Raw genomic sequence first — 16,546 nt, forward strand, 5'->3', positions numbered from 1 at the left:
CAATGCCACTGCATTCAGGATGTGCCGATGAAACGCATCGCCCACAGGTTCGAAGGCCGGCTGCACTATGGCTGGATCGTCATCGCCGTTACTTTTCTGGTGATGCTGATCACCGCTGGCACGCGGGCGACGCCGAGCGTGATGATGCTGCCGCTCGAGCACGAATTCGGCTGGAGTCGCGCGACCATTTCGGCGGCGCTGGCGGTCAATCTGGCGCTGTTCGGGCTGATGGGGCCGTTTGCGGCGGCGGCGATGCTGCGCTTCGGCCTGCGCCGTACGGTGCTGACGGCGTTGACGATTCTGTCGGCCAGCATCGCGCTGTCGAGCCTGATGCAGGCGACGTGGCAGTTGCAGCTGATCTGGGGGCTGATCGTCGGCTGCGCGACCGGCGCGACGGCGATGACGCTCGGGGCGACCGTGGTCAACCGCTGGTTCGTGCAGCGGCGCGGCCTGGCGATGGGGTTGCTGACCGCGAGTTCGGCCACCGGCCAACTGGTGTTCCTGCCGCTACTGGCGGCGCTGACCGAACATCAGGGCTGGCGTCCGGCAGTGCTGACGGTGGCCGCAGCAGCGGCGGTGGTGATTCCGCTGCTGGCCTTCCTGTTGCCCGAGAAACCGGCGAGCGTCGGCCTCAAGCCCTATGGCGCGGCCGATGATTTCACCGATGCCGCAGCGGTCCGGCGCAATCCGATCGCCATCGCATTCGGCGCGCTGGGCAAGGCGGCAAAAACGCGCGATTTCTGGCTGCTGTTTATGAGCTTCTTCATCTGCGGCGCCAGCACCAACGGCTATATCGGCACGCATTTCATCGCCATGTGCGGCGACTACAACATCACCCCGGTGAAGGGCGCGAGCATCCTCGCGGCGATGGGGCTGTTCGATCTGGTGGGCACGACGATGTCGGGCTGGCTGTCGGACCGCTACAACGCACGGGTGCTGCTGTGCTGGTACTACGGCCTGCGCGGGTTGGCGCTGCTCTACCTGCCGTATGCCTTCGGTTTCGGTCTGATGGGGCTGCCGCTGTTCTCGATGTTCTACGGGCTGGATTGGGTGGCGACGGTGCCGCCGACGGTCAAATTGACGACCGAGCGTTTCGGCAGCGCCGATGCGCCGGTGATCTTCGGCTGGATTGTCGCCGGCCACCAATTGGGCGCCGCGTTCGCAGCGCTGGGCGCCGGTCTGCTGCGCAGCAGCCTGGGCTCGTACACTGCGGCGACATGGATTTCCGGTGGCTTGTGTCTGCTTGGCGCCGTGCTGGTATTGCGGATCAATCGCGGCGAACGCACGCTCATCGGCACGCCGGCGGTGCAGGGAGTCTGAGACGAGTCGAAGCAGCGCACTGGCTGGGGACGTGGCACTGCAGTGCGCAGTCTGGCATGGCGGTCTAGGGCTGGTACTTCACCACTACTCGCACCGAGCGCTCAGCAGCAGATCGCCGAGAGGCTGGCCTGAGGACGTCTGCTAAGCAGTCGCCGTTTGTGAACGCCGTGGCGCGGTCGGCTGCAAATGTTCTGGCCGGCCACAACGGCTGCGATATCAACCGCGTGATCTACGACGTGAGCGGCCAAGCGCTGGCGACGATCGAGTTGGAATGATCGACCGATTCGCCCATCCACAGCGTCCTGCCAGCCAAGCCCTGTTTTTCAACAGGGCTTTTTTTCGTCGGACAAGCGCGCCGTTGGACATGGCAAGCGCTTGGTCGGAGGTGCTTTGCTAGCATGAAGCTTCCGCTGGAAGATCGGCGGCCGGAATGGCGTGCTGCAATTGAAATTAAACGTTTGATTGAAAGTTGTGATAAATAATTCAATTAAACTTTGAATAAAAAATGGCGACGTTTGATTGAACTGCTGCTTAGTTTGCAATGTCTTTTCTAAAGTACACTACGGGCGAAATTCATTTGTCTGTGCTTCAACGAGAGAATGTGAAGATGATTCTTGCTGCAAGTTTACCCATTTCCGCCAAGAGGGCTAAGGTATGAAGCCTAAGAATAAATATGTCATCCGATATGCCGGGCCGACGGCGCTGCTTGCAATGATGCCCATGCCGGCTTGGGCGATGGCTGGAATGGAAGAAACCATTGCCGATGTGATGGTGTGGGTCGTTATCGCCGTCGTTCCGATTGCCGCGCTTTACCTATTCTGGAAAGTCCACGTTCTGCCCGAAGTTTATGCGGAGAAACACAACCATCCGCAAAAGCATGCAATTCAGGTGCTGTGCCTGCTCTCGCTGGCCTTTGGCGGGCTGCTGTGGCCGATCGCGTGGCTGTGGGCTTTTACCAAGCCAACTGCGTACCGGCAGGCATACGGTACCGACAAGCATGATGACTATTTCCTGAAGCCCGGCGGCGAACACAGTGACAAACCGATGGATCTGGCGGTCGTCGATGATGAAATGATGCTGCTGAAGGAAAAAATGGATGGCCTGAATAAACGGCGTGAATTGATTCTGGAGAATCAGCGCAAGGATTCGGCGATGACGAAATCGGAAGGGACGAAATAATGCTTGAAATCATTATCGGCGGTTATGCCTTTCTGGTTTGGCTCTTGTGCATCAAGCTCAAAGTATTACCCTGGAATATCAAGACGCAGGTTGGTGCAGTGGCCGGTGCGCTGGCATTGGCGGCAACGATTATTTTCACCATCAATGTCGTGACACCGTCGACCAGTGATGTGCGTGCGATCAATTACGTGGTCGAAGTGGTGCCGCGCGTCGCGGGCACCGTGACCCGGGTTGCGGTCGAAGGCAACCAGATGATCAAGAAGGGCGACATCCTGCTTGAGATCGACAACACGCCGTATCGCCTGAAAGTCAAAGAACTCGAAGCGCGCCTGGTGGATGCAACCGCGTCGGCCAAGACGCTGTGGCAGGATCTGGATACCGCCAAGAGCACGACGCTGTCGGCACAGGCGCATCTGGATCTGATGCGCAAACGGCTGGCCGAATCGCAGGAACTGGCCAAGGCGGGTGCTGGCAACCAGTACGATGTCGAGCACTTCGCCACCGAGGTCAAGAAGGCCGAAGCAACGCTGGCGACGGCCAAGACCGCCGAGAACAAGGTGCAGACCAAGCTTGAAGGCGTGGTCGGTCCGGATGTGGCGAGCGTGGCGCAGATCAAGGCACAGCTCGAATCGGCCAAATACGATCTCGAGTCGACGGTGATCCGCGCGCCGACCGATGGCTATGCGGTGAATGTTTCGGTGCGGCCGGGCAATTTCCTCGCCGCCATGCCGTTCCGCCCGGCGATGAGTTTCGTCGAGCACGAGCAGCGCATCGTCGCGTTCTTCGAACAGAACGAATTGCGTTATATCAAGCCGGGCAACAAGGCGGAAATTGCCTTCAAGAGCCTGCCGGGCCAGGTGGTCTCGGCCAAGGTCGACTCCATCATCTGGGCCAATAGCCAGGGCCAATACATGCAGAGCGGTGCGATTCCGGATACGCCGATGGAAAAGGTATATGCACCGCTGGCGCAGAAATACGCGGTCAAGCTGGACATCGTCGGTAAGGAGGGCGAGCCGCTGCCGTTTATTCCGATGGGCGCTCGCGGTGGTGGCGCGGTCTATACCGACAAGCTCGCGGCATTGCATCTGGTTCGCATGGTGATGATCCGTGCGCAAGCCAAGCTCAATTACCTTGTGCTGAAGTTGCACTAAGGGCCGGCCGCAATGGATTCGAAATTGCAAACACGACACTTGAAAGCACTGGCGCTGGCGATTTCGCTGATGCTGGGCGGCTGCGCCATTCCGCAGCCGCCGGATCAGGCCGAGCTGCAAAAGCAGGCGCTGGGGCAGGTCGAGATGCCGGCCGGCTGGAAGCAGGCCAAAACCGCCGGCGAGTTCGATCGCGAAACACTGGGTTTCGCGCTGCCGCCCGAGTTGCAGCAGCTGATTCGCGATGCGCAAGCCCACAACCCCGATCTGCAACTGGCCGCGAACAGGGTCGAGCAGGCGCATAGCGCGACCAAGGCCGCCGGCGCGTCGCTGTGGCCGACGCTGGGCATTGGCGCCCAGGCTGGTGACGCGACGGTGCCGTCGTCGACGCTGGCGCTGAACGGTCTGGCGATCGTGGCCAACTGGGAGCTGGACATCTGGGGCAAGAACCGCAGCGCGCAAGCGGCAAGCAAGGAGCGGGCGCTGTCGGCCGAGCTGGACGCACTGTATGCACGGCAGTCGATCGCCGCCGCGGTCGTCAAGGCCTGGCTGGCGGCGGTGGAAGCCCGCGGGCAGATCGAGCTGGCGCAGGCGATGGTCGGCTTGGCGGACAAGCAGCTGGCGCTGGTGCAGGTCGGCAAGAAGGTCGGCCGCAATGCCCAGCAAGACGTCGTCATGGGCCAGATTGCCTTGCGGAACTACCGCGCGCAGCTGATCCAGAGCCAGCAGGCGCTGAATTCGGCGCAACGAGCGCTCGACATCCTGGTCGGCCGCTATCCGTCCGCCGACGCCGAGGTGGTCAGCCGGTTGCCGGTGCTGAACCAGCCGATTCCGGCTGGGCTGCCGTCAGCGCTGGCGGAACGCCGGCCCGACCTGCAAGCGGCCGAGGCCCGTTTCCGTGCCGCCTTCTACGATGTCGAGGTCGCCAGGAAAGCCCGGCTGCCGTCGATTTCGCTGATGGCGGGCTTCGGCGTGGTCGACAACAATCTGCTGGTGCTGCAGGAAGACCTGAGCAACCCGCTCTGGGGCGGCACGGCCCGGATTCTGGCGCCGCTGTTCATGGGCGGCGCGCTGGATGCGCAGATCGAAGTCAAAACCGCCAAGCAACAGGAAGCGACGATCGGCTACGCCAAGGCGATGCTAAACGCGCTGAACGAGATCGAAGGCGGGCTGTACGCCGACCAGAAGCTCGAGGAGCGTCAAACGCTGTTGCACGCCGTGGTGGCCGACCAGCAGCAACTGGTCGATTTGCAGCGGGTGCAGCTGAGGGTCGGCAAGGGCGATCAGTATCAGCTGAACCAGCAACAGCTGGCGCTGGCGACAAGCCGGATGAATCTGCTGCGGATCGAGAACGAGCGCTTGATTCAGCGCGTCAACCTGCATCTGTCGCTGGGCGGGGTTTACCGCCTCTGATGCAGAGACAAGCAAGCGAAAGCCGGGCTAGTGCCCGGCTTTTTTATGGCTTTGCCGGCAGAAGAACGAGGTTGGCCACCGCCTTGCCGATCGGCTGGCGGAGGGCGGGGAAGGAAATGTCGCGTGCGGGTTGCAATCGTCATTGTCTGCGAGTTTGCAATCAGCCTGCCATATTTACAGGGCAGTCTGATCGGGCCGCAGCACAGGCCCGCGGTGTCGCATCGCCGCCCGGTTTGCAATGCCGGGGGCGAGTCAGGCGTGGTCGGGCTGCGGGATCGGTGTAGGCTAAAGTATCTCGACTCCCGGAGACATGGCATGAAACCCAGTACGGAGTTGTACCTCGATACGCTATACGGTGCGGCGATCAGGAAGGAGCGGGCGCTGTCCAGCGAGGATCAGGCCAAAGGCCTGCTGAAGAAGGAGGCCTTCCTCAAGATCCGCCAGATGCGCTGGGCGCACGAGGATCGGCGCCTTGCAACCGCACCGCAGGAAGTCTGGGAAGAGTAGCCGCTTCGCCGTTCAGCGCAATGCTGGATGGCTGTGTTCCCTCCCGCATACCGGCCGGGCTTGATCCCCGGCCAGCACGGCCGTTGTCGTCCGCTTGGCTGCGCAGTGTCAGCGCGGAACACCGCTTTGGTCGTGCGCCATATCCATCCAGCCCTTGCGTGCGGATGCCGCCGGGGCGCTCCCGTATTTTCGTCTGCCGGTGTGCGGTGCATGGCCGGGACCGGATTGATCCTCCTCTCTGTTGACGTACTTTGCTGACGGCATCATTTTTATATTCGTTTTGGAAATTTGAAATTCACTTGTAATTATTTGTTGGAATAAAGAAGCCACGGTAAATTGCCTTACGCAACAATCGTAGGGCGCAGCGTCGCAAGACCGGTCGCCTGAACCCAGGAGACCCATATGGACGCCAATCCAACCCTGCTCTCGTTCCCCGGCGGTGATACGCCACTGTCGATCCGCGCCAAGGCCGCGGTGTTTGCCGATCAGACCTCGCGGGCGCTGCTGCAACAACTCGAACGGATCGCGCCGTCGACGATGCCGGTGCTGGTCATCGGCGAAACCGGGACCGGCAAGGAACTGATTGCCCGGCACATCCATCAGCTCAGCGGTCGCAAGGGGCCATTTGTCGCGGTCAATTGCGGTGCGATCAGCGAGCAGCTGGCCGAAAGCGAGCTGTTCGGTCACGAGGCTGGCGCATTCACCGGCGCCATCGCCCGGCGCGAAGGCTGGTTCGAGGCGGCGCATCACGGCACGCTGTTCCTCGATGAAATCGGAGACCTGCCGCTGCCGCTGCAGGTGAAACTGCTGCGGGTGCTGCAGGAAGGCGAGGTTGTCCGCGTCGGTGCGCGCAAGCCGATTCCGGTCGATGTGCGCCTGCTGGCGGCGACCAACGTCGACCTCGGCGATGCGGTCGCTGCCGGCCATTTCCGTCTGGACCTGCTGTACCGGCTCAATATCGCGCAGCTGCGACTCCCGCCGCTGCGCGAACGCCGCGGCGACATCCTCCCGCTGGTCGAGTATTTCATCGGCCGTTACAGCCAGCGGCTGCAAATGGAGCAGCCGTTGTTGTCCGACGATGCCGTGCAGGCGCTGCTCGACTATGCCTGGCCCGGCAATATCCGCGAACTCGAGAACGTCGTGCACTTTGCCTTGCTGGTCGCGAGCGCCGGCGAGATCCGCGCCGAGCATCTGAAGCTGGCCGGCGCACCGACGCGGACGACAGCACAGCCGACCGGGGCCGACGTCCATGCGCCGCCGCTGGCGGTGATCGGCCAGCAACTGCGCGCGCTGTTCGCCAGTGGCCAGCCCGGTTTGTACAACGAACTCGAACAACTGATCCTGAGCGAGGCATATCGCAACAGCGGCTACAACCAGGTGCGCGCCGCTGCGCTGCTGGGCATTTCGCGCAATGTGCTGCGGACCTTGCTCAAACGGCACGGCATGCTGCGCGACAGCGAATCGGCGCCGGCCTGGCGCGGCGCTGCAGTCGCCGCCTGAACGGCTGGCCGGGGCACCGGCCAGCTGTTCACTTATCAATTTTTACATCTGATAGTATGTCAACGCTGCTGGCGGCCAGGTCGTTGAGCGAGCATTCCCCACCGTTTTCTCATTCCGCTCATGTCTGCCGATTCGACCGCGCTGCGCCACCATCGTCCCTTCCTTGCCTACTGGGCCGCCCAGGTCATGACGACCAGCGGCTTTCAGGTGCTGACCGTCGCAATCGGCTGGCAGATGTACACGCTGACTGGCAGCGCGCTCGATCTGGGCCTGACCGGCTTGTTCGAATTCCTGCCGCGTGTGCTGTTCATGCTGCAGATCGGCCACGTCGCCGACAAGTACGAACGCCGGTTGATCTGTGCGCTGACCAAGGCCTTGCAGGTCTGCGCGGCCTTGCTGCTGTTTGCCGGCAGCATCGGCGGCTGGCTGAACCGCGAAACGCTGTTCGCGGTTGCCTTCCTGCTCGGCACCGCGCGCGCGTTTGAACTGCCGACGATGCAGGCGCTGCTGCCCGGCGTAGTGCCGCCGGCGTTGCTGCCGACCGCGATCGGTGCCTCGGCATCGGCGCGCCAGGCGGCGATCATCGTCGCCCCGGCGATCGGTGGTTTTCTGTATGCGATCGGCCCGGACTGGACCTACGGTCTGTCGGCGCTGGCTTACCTGATCGCGATGTGCTTGATGTTCATGCTGCCCAAGCAAAAGCCGCAGGGCGCTGTGCAGAAGGCGACGCTCGAGAACCTGTTCGCCGGCATCCGCTACATCCGCAGTCGGCCCGACATCCTCGGGGCGATTTCGCTCGACATGTTTGCCGTATTGCTCGGTGGTGCGACGGCCTTGTTGCCGATCTTCGCCAAGGACATCCTGCACACCGGGCCATGGGGGCTGGGGCTGCTGCGCTCGGCACCGGCGGTGGGGGCCATTGCGATGTCGATCTGGCTGGCGCGCCATCCGCTCCAGCGCCGCGTCGGCCGGACGATGTTCGCCGCGGTCGCCGTGTTCGGCGTCAGCACCATTGTCTTCGGGCTATCGACGCAGTTCTGGCTGTCGCTGACGGCGCTGGTCGTGCTCGGCGCCGCCGACATGATCAGCATGGTGATCCGCGGCACCTTCGTGCAGCTGGAAACACCGGACAACATGCGCGGCCGCGTCAGCGCGGTCAACGGCCTGTTCATCGGTGCGTCGAACCAGCTTGGCGAGTTCGAATCCGGCGTCACCGCCGCCCTGTTCGGACCGATGCTGGCGGTGGTGCTGGGCGGCGTCGGCACGCTGGCGGTGGTGGTGATCTGGATACGCTTGTTCCCGACGCTGGCACAACGCGACACGCTGCATTGAGCCTTCGAACCTTGCTGACAAGGTGATTTGTTTGTGTTGTTTTTGGAATATTGATCTGAATTGATATTCTTTGTTGTTCTATTTGCGCCCGGCTAATCTGCCACTACAGCCCGCGCAAGGACAACAAGATGACCGCTCACATTACGCATGCCGCGGCGAAAGCCGATGCGCTGCAGGCCTATATCGTCGGCGCCGATTCGCTCGGCAACATTCCGGACGTGCTCGCCGATTACGGCATCCGCATCGGCCACCACATCACCGGCCGCAACCCGTCGCACCAGCGCCGCCCGAGCGGCATCAAGGGCATGGACATCGTGATCCTGTTCACCGATTTCCTCGGCCACAACGTGATGCGCAACTACCGTTCGGCCGCCCAGGCCGAGAACGTCCGCTTCGTCGCCTGCCGCCGTTCGACCTGCGCACTGGCGGCTTCGCTGGACCGGATCGGCGCGCAGACGCGTTGAGGTGGATGCGCCGCCGACGGCGGCGCCATCCCTAGCCGGCGATTGGCGTGCACAGCTCGACCAGCACGCCATCCGGGCAACGCACATACGAGACGGTCTGCCCCCAGGGCTTGGCGGCCGGTGCGGCCAGCTCGGTCGCGCCGGACTGGATCGCTCTGGCGTGGGCGGCGCTGACGTCGTCGGTCACCAGCGCGATCTCGAATCCCAGCGGCTGAGGCGAATCGTGGGCGGCGACATGCCCGCCGGGGAAGTTGCTGTCGCCGAGCGCATGATCGGCAAAGGCCAGCGCGGTCTCGCCGGTATCGAGTTCGCCATAGCAGCCCGACTCATGCAGGAAGCGGCGACGCAGCCCGAATGCCGACTCGAAGAACGCCAGCGATGCCGCAACGTCCGGTACGTAGATGATGGTGTAGCCGAGTTTCATGGTTCTGCCTCGATGGTCGGTATCCGGAAGGAGGCCGGTGCCGCGATCGCGATGTTGCCAATCGCCACCAGCTTGCTGGCAGCCTACTCGAATTGATGAATGCATTGCAGCCAAGCTGATCTGTTCAGCAAGATTGCGGAATGAATACGTCATGACATTGTGATAAAAAGGCGCACGGGGCGTCACGACGGCGCCCGTTCCTACCGAAAAGGATGCGTTCATGGCTCAGCAAGTGTTCATCAATCTCGCGGTCAAGGATCTCGAGCGATCCAAAACCTTCTTTGCCGCGCTCGGCTACAGCTTCAACCCGCAGTTCACCGATGAAAACGCGGCCTGCATGGTGATCAGCGACACGATCTACGTGATGTTGCTGGTCGAGCCGTTCTTCAAGAATTTCACCGACAAGGCGCTGATCGATGCGCGTACGCACGTCGAAACGCTGACCTGCCTGTCGTGCGAAAGCCGTGCCGAGGTCGATACGCAGGTCGCCAAGGCCGTTGCCGCCGGCGGCACGGTGCCGCGTGAATCCAAGGACTACGGCTTTATGTACAGCCACGGCTTCGAAGACCTCGACGGCCATATCTGGGAACTGATGTATATGGATCCGGCGCACGTGCAATAAGGCTGTCCACCAAAACACAAAGCCCCGATACGTCGGGGCTTTGTGTTTGGCGCGCGGCTCAAGCCGCGATGGCTTGCGGCCTGGCGTGGCGGTTGACCGGTCGGCGCAGCCCGAGGTGGTCGCGCAGCGTCGTGCCGTGGTACTCGCTGCGGAACAGGCCGCGCCGCTGCAGCTCGGGCACGACCAGATCGACGAACTCGTCGAGGCCGGTCGGCAGCACCGGCGGCATCACGTTGAAGCCGTCGGCGCCGCCTTCCTTGAACCACAGCTCGAGCTGGTCGGCGATGCTGTCGGGCGTGCCGACGACGGTCCAGTGGCCGCGCGCGCTGGCGACGCGTTGCGCGAGCTGGCGGATCGTCAGCCCGTCGCGCCGCGCCAGTCCGACCACCAGTGCCTGCCGGCTCTTGTGGCCATTGGTTTCGGGGATCTCCGGCAGCGGGCCGTCGAGCGGGTGGGCGGAGAGATCGAAACCGAGCTGGCCCGACAGCAGCGCGACGCCGATACGCGGGTCGATCAACGCTTGCAGCTCGGCGTATTTCTGCTGTGCCTCTGCTTCGGTGCGGCCGATGATGGGCGAGATGCCGGGGAGGATCTTCAGCGAATCGGCGCTGCGGCCGTAGCGCGCCAGCCGCGCCTTGACGTCGGCGTAGAAGGCTTGTGCGTCGTCGAGCGTCTGTTGCGCGGTGAAGATCACCTCGGCGGTTTGCGCCGCCAGCTCGCGGCCGGCCTCGGACGAGCCGGCCTGGACGACGACCGGATGACCCTGCACCGGCCGGGCGATATTGAGCGGCCCGCGCACGGCGAAATGCTCGCCCTTGTGGTGGGTCGGATGCAGCTTGGTGGCGTCGAAAAAGACGCCGCTTTGCTTGTCGCGGATGAAGGCATCGTCGCCCCAGCTGTCCCACAGCGCGGTGACGACGTCGTGAAACTCGCGCGCGCGCTCGTAGCGCACGCCGTGGTCGAGATGCGCTTCGCGGTTGAAGTTGCGTGCCTCGGCATCGGTCGCCGATGTCACCAGATTCCAGCCGGCGCGACCGCCCGAGAGATGGTCGATCGACGCGAATTTGCGCGCGATATGGTAGGGCTCGTTGTACGTCGTCGACGCGGTGGCGATCAGGCCGATGCGTTCGGTCACCGTCGATAGCGCGGCGAGCAGGCTCAAGGGTTCGAACTGGCCGATCTGGCCCGAGCGGCCGATGACCTCGGCCGGGTAATCCCAGACGGCGACACCGTCGGCGAAGAACACACCGTCGAATTTGCCGCGCTCGGCGGTCTGCGCCAGTCGCTTGAAGTGGGCGAAGTTGAGGCCGGCGTCGGCCTGGGCGTCCGGGTGGCGCCACGCGGCAACGTGGTGGCCGCTGGTCAGCAGGAAGGCATTGAGGTGAAGCTGGCGTTGGCTCATGGCAACCTTGTCGGGAAAGGGCGCACGGCGGCGCCCGATGCAGGAAAAGCCGGGCCGCATGGCCCGGCTGGATCACCCGGCCTCAAGCGGCCTTGTCGGCGCGCTCGTCAACGGCGTTTTCGGTGTTCGCCGCCGGTGCGAACTTCGGCACCTTGCTGATCGTGCGGCTGTGCTGGCCGTCGACCGAGACCGCCGGCACGCCGGCAACGGTGACGCGGTGCAGGACACGATGCGCGTCGCCGTAGTCGTTGATCGCATAGTGCTGGGTCGCACGGTTGTCCCAGATCGCCACGTCACCGGCCTGCCAGCGCCAGCGCACGGTGTTTTCGAGCCGGGTCACGTGGCTCTGCAGCACCGCGTAGATGTGTTGCGAATCGGCGCTGGTCACGTCCTTCAGCTTCTTGAAGAAGTGGCCGAGCAGCAGATTGCGTTCGCCGGTTTCCGGGTGAACGTGGACGACCGGATGCTCGGTTTCGTACAAGGTCGACGTGAAGACGTTCTTGTAGCGTTCGATCGCCTCGGCGCTGACGTTCTGCCGATAGCTGGCGTAGTCGTATTCGTTGCTGTGCACGGCCCAGAGCGTATCGGCCAGCGCGCGCAGCGGCGCCGGCAGGTCCAGATACGCGGCATGGGTATTGGCCCAGACCGTATCGCCGCCGTGTTCGGGGATCTTGATCGCACGCAGGATCGACGCCTTCGGATAGGCATCGACGAAGGTCACGTCGGTGTGCCAGCTATTGGCGCGGCCGCCGTGAGCCGAATCCAGCTCGAGCACGTAGTCGGTGCCGTCGACCGTCGGCACGGTCGGATGGGCGACCGGCTGGCCGAGCAGCTTGGCAAACGCCTGCTGGCCGGCGTCGTCGAGCGCCTGGCCGCGGAAGAACACGACCTTGTACTTGAGCAGCGCGCTGTTGATCTCGGCGACGACGTCGGCGGACAGCGTGCCCGACAATTGCACGCCACGGATTTCAGCGCCGATGCGGCCGGCGACAGGGTGGAAAGTAATCTGGCTCATGATGGTCAACTCCTGGTTTGCGAGGGGCACAGCAATCGGACTTCAACAACGGATTTCAGTGTGGGTAACACAGGGCTACAGCGGATTCCGGGCAGCATTCGGGTGCAGGCCGCCAAGGCAAGCGAGCAGGAACGAAGCCGTAGTTGGGCTACGGCGAGGTCCCGCGCAGCGCCGCCGACAAAGGCATGCGCCCGAAGGCAAACCGGAATCAGAAAGGGCGTGAACCGGCGAGGCTCACTCGCTTCAGCACGCGGCGTTCGGTTTCGGGGAAGGCGGTGCGCGAATGCAGCGTCGCGCGGTTGTCCCAGAACACGATGTCGCCGAGCGTCCACTTGTGCTCGTAGCGGTATTGCGGCTGCTGGATGTGCGCGCGCAGTTTGGCGATCAGTGCTTCGCCCTCGGCCGGGTCGATGCCGAGGACTTCATCCTCGGTATGCGTCGACAGCCACAGCACCTTCTTGCCGCTCTCGGGATGGGTGCGCACCAGCGGCGCCGGGAAGCCGGGGCCGAGCGCTTCGCGATCCGGCGTCCGGTACGCCGGCCATTCGGGTGATTGACCACGCTGGGCGCGGCGGGCGTTGTCGACGATGCGCAGGAAAGGGTTGTAGGTGATGTGCTGCAGCCCGGCGATCTGCGCCTTGGTATCGGCGTCGAGGTCTTCGTACGCCTGGTGGATGTTGTAGAAGCTGGTGTCGCCGCCGGTGCTCGGCAGTTCGACCGCATGCAGCAGCGAGCCGGCCGACGGAATCGGCGTCCACTGGTGGTCGGCGTGCGGCGTCAGCTCGCCGTTGCCGGTATAGCCGCCGGGCGCATTCGAGACCGGCACCACGTCCGGTGTCTTGCCGCCGTCGCTCGACGCCAGTACCGGCACGTCCTCGGGCGGATTGAACACCGAGCCGAAATAGGTCGCGAAGGTCAGCAGCGCTTCTTCCGACAGCTGCTGGTTCTTGAAGATCAGGATGAAATGTTCGTGGTGCGCCTGCTTGAGCTTGAGGAGGGTTTCGGCCGCTTGCGGCCGGTTGGCGTCCAGGCCCTCGACGATGGCGCCGAGCGCCCCAATGTTCTTGCGGATGCGGATCTCGGACGGCGGCTGGATGGCGTCGGGGCGGCCGGCGGCGTTCAAGGCATGAAAGGCACGCGAGAGCTGGCTGGTGAGCGGTGGTACGGCGGTCATGCGGTTCTCCCTGGATGCGATCGCCGTGCGGTGGGGCAAGCGATCAGTACCAGGCCTTCAGCGAAAAGCGTGCCAAACACAACCAAATGAGCAACGACGCCATTTGCACGCTTTTTCGGCGTTCGCCGCCATCCGGGCGCTGTTGAAATCCGCACAGCTCGGCCAACAGCGCTGCTGGATTTGCAGCAGTGCGCGGTGGGGCGGCGCGTGTTGATTTCGCAGCAGGCTGCTGCAGGCATGTGCTGCGAAACCCGCAGTGGCGATCTGTTGAGCGAGCGATGTTCCCGGGGACTGGCTGCGTTGCCTCGCTGGCTGTCGCTGCGTGTGCGCTTGCAGACACAGCGCGCTTCCGTGCGGTGTTCCGGACGTTTGTCAGTACCGTTTCACGGGATTCTGCGCGTCGTTCTTATTGCTTATTTTTCTAATGAAAATATCTGGCATGCATTTCGCTTATATGGATCCGACGACATTCCTGCATAGGGATGCGCATCCAGATCAGGGAGATCACCATGCAACAGCACAGATATTGGCTGGGCGCCGGATTGCTGGCGCTGGCCAGCGTCGGCCATGCCGCCGCGCCGAGCAACGAAGAGCTGCAAAAGCAGATTGCAGCCTTGAAGAAGGCGGTCGACGCCTTGCAGCAGCAGCTCGACCAGAATGCGCAGGCCAGCAAGGCCGCTCCGTCGGCGCCGGCCGCGACTGCGGTCGCCGCCGGCGATGCCGCAGGCACACCGGCAACGCGCGAAGATCTGCAGGGCGTGCAGGCCGACCTTGAGAACTTCAAGTATCAGGTCCAGCGCGACCGCGATACCGCGACGGCGACCAGCACGCGGGCCTTGAACGTCGGCGGTACGATCCAGGCGCGCGCCGCGTATTCGACGCAGGAAACCAATGCCACGGCCGCCACGCCGGCCGGCGTCGTCAACGACCGCAATTCGAGCTTCGACGTGCCGACGGCGATCCTCGCGTTCACCGGCAACCTGTACAAGGATTACGACGAAGGCCGCAACCTCGGCTACCGGCTTTCGGCCGGTGCGTCGCAGCAGACGGCGAGCAACAACAGCTTCCTCAACCTGCTCGATGCCTATCTGACCTATTCGGTGCTGCCGACCATCGACCCGGCGACGCCGCGGCTCGATATCGCCTTCGGTCAGCAGCTGCTGCCGTTCGGCCTTGAAGTGCCGGCGACCGAAGACCTGAAGCCGGTCATCCTGAACGCCCAGTTCACCACCCGGCTCGGCCTGGCACAACGGCAGATCGGCCTGATCGCCCGCGGCGATTTCGATCCGGTGGTCGACTACGGCTACAACTATCGCGCACCGCTGATCAGCTACGCCTTCGGCGTCGTCAACGGCAACGGCCCGAATACCTCGGACAACAACAGCGCCAAGGACTGGGTCGGCCGGCTCGCGTTCACCGTGCCGTCCGATTACAACTCGTGGTGGCGTCAGCTCACCGTCGGCGGTTCGTTCTACCGCGGCAAGGCTAATCTCTTCGTCCCGGGCAGCAGCACCCTGGTCGGCACCGGCGACCGCGTCCGCTACGGGCTCGACGTGACCTACAACCACGAGCCGTTCGGCGTCACCTACGAATACATCCAGGGCCGCGACGACACCACCAGCGGCACGACGGCGGCCAATACCAAGGTCGCGTCGATCAAGAGCGATTCGCACACAGCGACCCTCTTCTACAACATCGGCGAACAGTTCGTGAAGGGCTTCCGCGCCCAGGGCCGTTACGACGACTGGTGGCCGAAGTCCTACCAGCCCTTCTTCCGTTACGACCGCTTCGATCCGAATACCGACAAGCAGAGCGACGAGTCGACCGTCTACACGGCGGGCCTGAATGTGTTCTTCGCCCAGACGACCAAATTCCAGCTCAACGTCAATTACACCGACGACAAGGCGAAGAACCTCTCGTACAGCGATTTCCTCGCCCAGTTCCAGTTCGGTTTCTAAGGAGAGATTCGATGATACGCAGACAGTTTCTCCTCTCCGCGCTGGCACTGGCCATGAGCCTGTCGCTGCCGGCCGTGACCCGTGCCGACGACAAGCCGACGGTGATCCGCATCGGCGTCGCCTCGGTCGGCACCGGCAACCGGCCGGTATTCGGCGGCTCGTCGGTCGCGCTCGCCAACGTCAAAGGGGTGCTCGAGGAGGAGTTCAAGGCCGACGGCATCAAGATCGAGTGGAACTTCTTCAAGGGCGCCGGTCCGGCGGTCAACGAGGCGGTGGCGAACAAGCTGATCGATTTCGCCTGGCAGGGCGACCTGCCATCGCTGATCGGCAAGGCCGGCGGACTGAAAACCCGGCTGCTGATTGCCGACGGCACGCGCGGCACTGCTTATCTGGCGGTGCCGGCCGATTCGACCGCGAAATCGATCGATGACCTGAAGGGCCGCAAGGTGGCGCTGTTCAAGGGCACCAACGCCCAGCTCGTCGTCGCCAAGGTGCTCGATGCGCGCGGCGGTCTGTCCGAGCGCGATTTCAAGTCGATCAATATGGACTCGGCGACGACACAGGCGGCGATCGCGACCAAGGACATCGACGCCGGCTGGTTCGGCGCCGAGGTCTACGGCCTCGTCGATCGCGGCATCGCCCGCATCGTCTACACGACCAAGGGCCAGGCACCGAATCTCGCGCGGCAGACGCACTTCCTCGTCACCGAGGATTTCGAGAAGAAGTACCCGCAACTGACCCAGCGCGTCGTCACCGCGCTGGTCAAGCAGGCGGCGTGGGCGTCGGACGACAAGAACCGCGAGCAGGTGCTGCAGCAATGGAGCAAATCCGGCGTGCCGTACAGCGCGTGGAAGCAGGACTACGACGGCACGCCGCTGCGCGTGCGGCTTTCGCCGCTGTTCGACGATTACTTCGTCCAGCACTACCGCGATGCGCTGGCGCTGTCGAAGAAATTCAAGCTCGTCCGCGGCGATGTCGACATCGATGCCTGGCTCGAACCCAAGTACCAGCGGCAGGCGCTGCGTGATCTGAAGCTCGAAAGCTACTGGCCCGACAACGACGCCAAGGGCGCACCCAAAAAATAAGCA

Annotated in this window: 15 protein-coding genes; 11 read left to right on the plus strand and 4 right to left on the minus strand. The window is 63.5% G+C overall.

Translation table 11 applies throughout. The annotated features are described in order from the left end of the window. Positions 1-27: 27 nt before the first annotated feature. From R0382_RS11245 to R0382_RS11280, 8 genes are all read left to right on the plus strand, one after another. Entirely contained in the window at positions 28-1,320 is a 1,293-nt protein-coding gene (locus R0382_RS11245) for an MFS transporter (RefSeq protein WP_432719683.1), read from the plus strand. Between the two features lie 654 nt (positions 1,321-1,974). Next, positions 1,975-2,499, plus strand: coding sequence for a DUF3302 domain-containing protein (locus R0382_RS11250; protein ID WP_432719684.1), 525 nt, complete (start codon positions 1,975-1,977; stop codon positions 2,497-2,499). Beyond that, positions 2,499-3,650 (plus strand): HlyD family secretion protein, encoded by a 1,152-nt coding sequence (locus R0382_RS11255; protein WP_432719685.1) that lies wholly within the window; start codon positions 2,499-2,501, stop codon positions 3,648-3,650. The genes R0382_RS11250 and R0382_RS11255 overlap by 1 nt, the downstream gene beginning before the upstream one ends. Before the next feature lie 24 nt (positions 3,651-3,674). Next, complete coding sequence (locus R0382_RS11260; RefSeq protein WP_432719686.1) at positions 3,675-5,060, plus strand: TolC family protein; 1,386 nt, start codon at positions 3,675-3,677, stop codon at positions 5,058-5,060. A gap of 315 nt (positions 5,061-5,375) precedes the next feature. Next, complete coding sequence (locus R0382_RS11265) at positions 5,376-5,567, plus strand: hypothetical protein (RefSeq protein ID WP_203539228.1); 192 nt, start codon at positions 5,376-5,378, stop codon at positions 5,565-5,567. A 402-nt stretch (positions 5,568-5,969) separates the two neighbouring features. Continuing rightward, positions 5,970-7,067 (plus strand): sigma-54 interaction domain-containing protein, encoded by a 1,098-nt coding sequence (locus R0382_RS11270; protein WP_432719687.1) that lies wholly within the window; start codon positions 5,970-5,972, stop codon positions 7,065-7,067. A 120-nt stretch (positions 7,068-7,187) separates the two neighbouring features. Beyond that, positions 7,188-8,399, plus strand: coding sequence for an MFS transporter (locus R0382_RS11275; RefSeq protein ID WP_432719688.1), 1,212 nt, complete (start codon positions 7,188-7,190; stop codon positions 8,397-8,399). 128 nt (positions 8,400-8,527) lie between these two features. Further along, positions 8,528-8,863: a DUF2325 domain-containing protein gene (locus R0382_RS11280; protein WP_432719689.1), complete on the plus strand. Its 336-nt coding sequence runs from the start codon at positions 8,528-8,530 to the stop codon at positions 8,861-8,863. Positions 8,864-8,894: 31 nt separating this feature from the next. Here the strand turns inward: R0382_RS11280 and R0382_RS11285 are convergent, their stop codons facing one another. Beyond that, positions 8,895-9,287, minus strand: coding sequence for a VOC family protein (locus tag R0382_RS11285; RefSeq protein ID WP_432719690.1), 393 nt, complete (start codon positions 9,285-9,287; stop codon positions 8,895-8,897). Between the two features lie 220 nt (positions 9,288-9,507). On the opposite strand from R0382_RS11285, the gene R0382_RS11290 reads away from it, so the two are divergent. Beyond that, positions 9,508-9,909, plus strand: a complete 402-nt coding sequence (locus R0382_RS11290; RefSeq protein WP_432719691.1) for a VOC family protein — start codon at positions 9,508-9,510, stop codon at positions 9,907-9,909. Positions 9,910-9,967: 58 nt separating this feature from the next. On the opposite strand, the gene R0382_RS11295 is transcribed toward R0382_RS11290, so the two are convergent. The 3 genes from R0382_RS11295 to R0382_RS11305 all read right to left on the minus strand — a co-directional run bounded on the left by R0382_RS11295 (position 9,968) and on the right by R0382_RS11305 (position 13,500). After that, positions 9,968-11,311 carry an LLM class flavin-dependent oxidoreductase gene (locus tag R0382_RS11295; protein WP_432719692.1) on the minus strand — a complete coding sequence of 448 codons (1,344 nt, stop codon included), beginning with the start codon at positions 11,309-11,311 and terminating at the stop codon, positions 9,968-9,970. An 82-nt stretch (positions 11,312-11,393) separates the two neighbouring features. Next, complete coding sequence (locus R0382_RS11300) at positions 11,394-12,326, minus strand: TauD/TfdA dioxygenase family protein (protein ID WP_432719693.1); 933 nt, start codon at positions 12,324-12,326, stop codon at positions 11,394-11,396. A gap of 208 nt (positions 12,327-12,534) precedes the next feature. After that, positions 12,535-13,500, minus strand: a complete 966-nt coding sequence (locus R0382_RS11305; RefSeq protein WP_432719694.1) for a TauD/TfdA dioxygenase family protein — start codon at positions 13,498-13,500, stop codon at positions 12,535-12,537. A gap of 509 nt (positions 13,501-14,009) precedes the next feature. Here R0382_RS11305 and R0382_RS11310 point away from each other — a divergent pair. Beyond that, the gene (locus R0382_RS11310) at positions 14,010-15,458 is read left to right on the plus strand and encodes a hypothetical protein (protein WP_432719695.1); all 1,449 of its coding nucleotides are present in this window, start codon (positions 14,010-14,012) and stop codon (positions 15,456-15,458) included. A gap of 11 nt (positions 15,459-15,469) precedes the next feature. Then, complete coding sequence (locus R0382_RS11315; RefSeq protein WP_432719696.1) at positions 15,470-16,543, plus strand: ABC transporter substrate-binding protein; 1,074 nt, start codon at positions 15,470-15,472, stop codon at positions 16,541-16,543. Positions 16,544-16,546 lie beyond the last annotated feature (3 nt).

This window comes from Jeongeupia wiesaeckerbachi, from assembly GCF_050916355.1.
Lineage (GTDB): Bacteria > Pseudomonadota > Gammaproteobacteria > Burkholderiales > Chitinibacteraceae > Jeongeupia > Jeongeupia wiesaeckerbachi.